Annotated in this window: 7 protein-coding genes; 2 read left to right on the top strand and 5 right to left on the bottom strand. The window is 71.8% G+C overall.

Translation table 11 applies throughout. The features are described 5' to 3' along the window. The 4 genes from ACFQ3T_RS32875 to ACFQ3T_RS32860 form a co-directional block, all read right to left on the bottom strand. Positions 1 to 305, bottom strand: a 305-nt coding sequence (locus ACFQ3T_RS32875) for a DUF6239 family natural product biosynthesis protein (protein WP_380729412.1), incomplete at its 3' end; no start/stop codon positions are given. A 3-nt stretch (positions 306 to 308) separates the two neighbouring features. Further along, positions 309 to 869 (bottom strand): hypothetical protein, encoded by a 561-nt coding sequence (locus ACFQ3T_RS32870; RefSeq protein WP_380729410.1) that lies wholly within the window; start codon positions 867 to 869, stop codon positions 309 to 311. Between the two features lie 156 nt (positions 870 to 1,025). Then, complete coding sequence (locus tag ACFQ3T_RS32865; protein ID WP_380729408.1) at positions 1,026 to 1,631, bottom strand: response regulator transcription factor; 606 nt, start codon at positions 1,629 to 1,631, stop codon at positions 1,026 to 1,028. Between the two features lie 127 nt (positions 1,632 to 1,758). Further along, positions 1,759 to 2,751, bottom strand: a complete 993-nt coding sequence (locus ACFQ3T_RS32860; protein ID WP_380729406.1) for a DUF1702 family protein — start codon at positions 2,749 to 2,751, stop codon at positions 1,759 to 1,761. Positions 2,752 to 3,013: 262 nt separating this feature from the next. Between ACFQ3T_RS32860 and ACFQ3T_RS32855 the strand changes: the two genes are divergently transcribed. Together ACFQ3T_RS32855 and ACFQ3T_RS32850 are read left to right on the top strand one after the other, a co-directional pair. Beyond that, positions 3,014 to 3,619, top strand: coding sequence for a response regulator transcription factor (locus tag ACFQ3T_RS32855; RefSeq protein WP_380729404.1), 606 nt, complete (start codon positions 3,014 to 3,016; stop codon positions 3,617 to 3,619). A 155-nt stretch (positions 3,620 to 3,774) separates the two neighbouring features. Continuing rightward, a complete protein-coding gene (locus ACFQ3T_RS32850) occupies positions 3,775 to 4,515 on the top strand; it encodes an AfsR/SARP family transcriptional regulator (protein WP_380729402.1) in 741 nt (246 codons plus the stop codon). A 55-nt stretch (positions 4,516 to 4,570) separates the two neighbouring features. On the opposite strand, the gene ACFQ3T_RS32845 is transcribed toward ACFQ3T_RS32850, so the two are convergent. Next, entirely contained in the window at positions 4,571 to 4,885 is a 315-nt protein-coding gene (locus ACFQ3T_RS32845) for a DUF6235 family protein (protein ID WP_380729400.1), read from the bottom strand. Positions 4,886 to 5,163 lie beyond the last annotated feature (278 nt).

Genomic DNA, 5,163 nt, shown 5'->3' with positions numbered 1-5,163 from the left:
ACGTCCACCGCGGCCACCGCGCACCGGGCGAGCACCGGCGTGGCGCGGCGGAGCAACGGCGGCGCGGACAGGCACGCGATCACCGCCACCGCGACCGGTCCGGGCATCCACGTCGCGTCCGCGAGCAGCAGCGCGACGACACCGCCGATGCCCGCGGCGGCCGTCACGGCACGGCGGTGGTCCAGCCCGTGGCGGAAGGTGCGGACCAGCGCCCAGCACGCGACCACGGTGACCGTGCCGAGCAGCAGGGCCCGCAGCAGCGCGAAACCGAGGGCGATCGCCTCGCCGGGCGCGTGCGCGTGCACGGCTCAGGCGGGGACGGCGCAGGAGCAGCGGACGTGGACCCGCTCGGCGGCGTTGGGTCGCCGGTGCAGGACCATCGCGACGACCATCGGCGCGAACACGATCGCGTTGTAGAACAGGTGCAGCTCCACGCGCGGGATGACGAGCTGGATGATGCTGGTCGGCGCGGACTTGCCGAGCAGGTAGACCCCGCTGGTGGACTGGATGATCAGCAGCAGGTGCTCGATGTGGTGCCAGAACTGCAGGCCCAGCGCGACCCTCCACCACGTGCGCGAGCGCCCGGTGAACCCGTGGCGCAGCACCACGAGCGCCACCAGCATGACCAGGGCGAAGCCGTAGTGCATGACCTCGGACGTGACCAGCCACGGGAACGCCAGCCCCAGGGCGCCCTTGGCGCTCGGCACGGACCACCCGAAGCCGTAGATCTGCACGGCCTGGGTGATGTGCTCGACCCAGTGCGCGACCACGACGACCAGGAACCCGTACAGCGCCAAGCGGTGCCAGCGGGTGTTCAGGACGTCGAGCACGCCGCCGTCGGTGGTGCGGTGGGACAGGGTGTGCGTCACGGCAGGTTCCTCCCTCCGGTCAGGGTCCACGACTGCCGGGAACCTTTGCCGAAGACGCTACTTCCATTGCCGCGCAACGGAACCCTTCCGGGCAGGACTGCGCAAGACAGGAGAGGAACCTCGTTCAGTCCACTGTGGACTGATGTGCCACCGGCGTCACAGCCACCCGGCCTGCCGGGCGATCCGGATCGCGTCGACCCGGTTGCGGGCGTCGAGCTTCTGCACGATGCCGGTGAGCCAGTTCCGCACGGTCCCGGTGGACAGGTGCATCCGCGCGGCGATCTCGGCGGGCTCGCACCCCGCGGCCACCATCCGCAGCACCTCGACCTCGCGGTCGTTGAGCGGGCAGTCCTCGCTGTCCCACGCGGCGAGCGCCAGTTCGCCGTCGAGGACGCGCTTGCCCGCGGCGATCCCCCGCACCGCCTCGGCCAGCCGCTCGGCGGGCAGGTCCTTGCTGAGGAAACCACTTACCCGCGCGGCCAGGGCGCGGCGGAGGGTGCCGGGCAGGCCCATGCTGGTCAGGATCAACGTGCGGCACTCGGGCAGCAGCTCGGACAGCTCGGCCGCGCCGGTGAGGCCGTCCTTGCCCGGCAGGTCGATGTCCACGACCGCGATGTCGGGCTTGGACTTCAACGCCAGCGGCACGATGTCGTTGCCGTTCGCGCACTGCGCTACGACCTTTATGTCCGGTTCGAGGTGCAGCAACGCGACCAGCGCGCCGCGGACGATGTGCATGTCCTCGGCGACCAGGACTCTGATCATGTTCCGTTTGCCTCTCCCCTGCCCGCAATCCTGTGCGCGCAATGTCTATCACCGGGTCCGCCACTTGGCCCTACCGCGGCCGCACGTCGGTTCGGGCGCGCGAAACGCGATGACGACGACACGCGCGTCACGCCGACAGGCGCCTTTCCCGAACGGTGAAGCTCTCGCGGATGGCGTTCCTCCACACCTCGTACGCGGGCGTCGCGCCGGCGTCACCGCCCGGCTCGGTGCGGTCGGCGAGGTCCAGCGCGTCCGCGACGGTGAGGTCGGTGAGCGCCGCGGCGGCGTCCACCGCGTGCGTCGGCACGAAGCCCGAGTGCGCCCGGCCCTTCACCGCGAACACCGAGCCGAGCGCGAGCTCGTCGTGGTGCTCGCCCGCCGCCTCGCGCAGCCGGGTCAGGCCGACCCGGTCGCAACCGCCCGCGAACGTGGCGGCCAGGCCGACGCCGCTCCACAGGTCCGGCTGACGACGTTCGGGGAACCGCCGCACCGCTTCGGCGACCGCGGCCGGGTCGGCGCCGTGGATGAACCACAGCGCCCGCCCGACGCCCTGGTCGGCCGCGCGCGGGAAGTAGTCCGGCGCGCCGAGCCACGGGTAGGGCTCGAACTCGCGCTGCTCGTCCACCCAGCGGCGGGTCTCGAAGTAGGCGCGGTCGAAGCCGTAGCCGTCGACGGCGAGCCAGCTCATGACCGGGTGGTGCGGCACGCCGTCCAGGTCGGGCAGCACCTTCTTCCACAGCGGGCGCGGCAGGCGGGCCATCGCGAACCCGATGCCGATGTAGCAGAGGAACAGGTGCGGCAGGCCGGGGCCGCGCAGCAGCTCGGCCGTGCGGTCGCGCCGACCGCCGGGCATCACGTCCAGCACCGTGCAGGCCATCGTGGCGCCCTCGTACGCGAAGCCGCGCAGCTCGGGCTCGACCATCTCCAGCCGGGCCTCCAGCTCCCACGCGGGCGGCGCCTCGACGCCCCACTCGAAGCCGGCGACGACGGCCTGCGGGACGGCTTCGAGGCGGGTGGAGGTCGGGCCGGGGGCCGCCTGGAACCCGCGCTCGGCGAACCGCACCGAGGCGAACGACGGCGCCAACAGGACCTTGCGCAGCGCACCAGTCAAACCCGCCATACCGTCCTCCGCACAACTCGGCCGATGCGGGCATCCGGGGTACCCGTCGTCACGGTGAGGCACCAGGCAATCGCACAGTGATTTCATCCCGCTGGAGACTCGATTGATTTCCGTTGGCGGGGAAATCACCCGTTCGTAGCAATGGAGGACCGATTCTCCCGCCATACTGTCCTTCGGACGACCAGCGTGGACCCGTAGGTTGCGCAGGAACCGAGGGGTGCTCGGTATACTGGGCAGGATTTCTTGGGTATGGGGGAACGGCGTGATTCGAGTCCTGTTGGCGGAAGACATGCATATGGTTCGCGGTGCGCTGGCCGCATTGCTGAACCTGGAACCGGATATCGAGGTCGTCGCCGAAGTGGCCTCGGGGGACAAGATCGTGTCCACCGCCGCGGAAGCCAAGGCGGATGTCGCGATCATCGACATCGACCTGCCCGGCAAGGACGGCCTCACCGCCGCCGGGGAGCTGAACCAGCGCCTGCCCACGTGCCGCACCCTGATCCTCACCTCCCTCGGCCGCTCCGGCACGGTCCGCCGGGCGCTGGACGCCAAGGTGAACGGCTTCCTCCTCAAGGACGCGCCGTCGGAGAAGCTGGCCGACGCGGTGCGGTCGGTGGCCGTCGGCCGCCGGGTCATCGACAGCGAGCTGGCCCTGTCCGCGTGGGAGACCGAGGAGTCTCCGCTCACGCCGCGCGAGGTCGAGATCCTCCGCCTGGCCGCCCGCGGCCGCACGGTCGTCGACATCGCCTCCGAGCTGTACCTCTCCCCCGGCACGGTCCGGAACTACCTGGCCGCCGTGGTCACCAAGCTCAACGCGCGCAACCGGGTGGACGCGATCCGCATCGCCACCGAGGCCGAGTGGCTCTGAGCCCGTCGTCCCCGGCGCGTTGGGCCGAACAGCTCATGCGCGGCGCACCCCGGACGAGGGTGGAAGACCTGTAGTCCCAGGTGGTGAGGACACTGTCCGCCCAGCCGGCGATCTGCGACCGTCAACCGCGACACCGCCGACCGCTGGGGGACAACATGGGAACGGGAGAACTCCGCATCGCGCTGCTGGGTCCGCTCGACGTCCGGGTGGACGGCGAGGACCGCACGCCCACCGCGCCACGCCTGCTGCCGCTGCTCGCCGTGCTCGCCACGAGACCCGGCCGGCCCGTGCAGGTGGACGCGCTCGTCACCGAGCTGTGGCCCGAGCACGCGCCGCACGACGTCCGGCGCACCCTGCGCACCTACGTGCACCACCTGCGCCGCGGTCTCGCGCCGGCGCGGGTGCTGACCAGCTCGTGCGGGTACGCGCTGGAGCTGGAACCGGCGCGGGTGGACGTCTTCGCCTACCGGAGCCTGCACCAGCGGGGCGTCGAGCTGATGGCGCGCCGGGACCACCCGGGCGCGGCGCGGGCGTTCCGGGACGCGCTGGACCTGTGGTCCGGGCCGCCGCTGTCGGGGGTGCGGTGCGGGCCGGCGCTGTCCGCGTACGCGCTGCACCTGCTCGACCAGCAGCGCGTCACCCGCGGGCTGCGCATCGAGGCCGAGATCGCGGGCGGCCTGCACCGCGAGCTGATCGGCACGCTCCGGTCGCTGACCGAGGCCAACCCGCTGGACGAGGGCCTGCACGGGCAGCTCATCCGGGTGCTCGGCCGCTGCGGGCGGCGGTCGGACGCGGTCGAGTCCTACCGCGGCCTGCGCGCCAGGCTGCTGGACGAGCTGGGCGTGGAGCCGTCCGACGAGCTCCAGTCGCTGCACCGGTCGCTGCTGGCGCGGTGAGCCGGTCCGGTGATCGCCCCGGGCGGGGCGACCACCGGCGCACGTGGTCGGCCGGTCAATAATCGTCCAGCGCGGACCACCAGACGACGGCCTGGTCGTCACCGCTCAGCTCGCCGACGTAGGCGATGTCGAAGGACGACTCCGCCCACCGGATCGCGACCCGGACGACCAGGTCGTGCTTGACCAGGATGACGTACCGGTCCGCCTGGCGCGGCACCCGGAACATGTCGTAGACCAGGAAGACCGAGCCGTCCGTCATCGAGAACAAGACCTCGTAGACGACGTCGCGGTCAGCCTGGCACGCCGATACCGCCCACTCCTCCAGGACGTCCAGGCCCGAAGTGAGCTGGAGACGCGGTGCCGCGGCCATGGGATCGCCTCCTCGACACAGCGCTCACGGGAAGGTGCTCGGCTGCCCGCGGCACGGCCGCGTGACGCAGGCGTGGCGGCGGGTGGTACGACGGGCGCACGGGCCCCTCCCGGTGAGGTCGCTGGTGGTGGTCGCGGCGGCGGTAAGTCTGAACTTCGGCGGGGGTCTTGCTTCGGTGAACTCGCGTCGGCGGTCTCGCTTCGGCGGTCCTGCTTCGGCGAGCGGTCTTGCTTCGGTGAACTCGCGTCGGCGGTCTCGCTTCGGCGGTCCTGCTTCGG

Source organism: Saccharothrix hoggarensis (genome assembly GCF_042678885.1).
Taxonomy (GTDB): domain Bacteria; phylum Actinomycetota; class Actinomycetes; order Mycobacteriales; family Pseudonocardiaceae; genus Actinosynnema; species Actinosynnema hoggarensis.
This window is presented reverse-complemented; position numbering and strand designations above follow the sequence as displayed.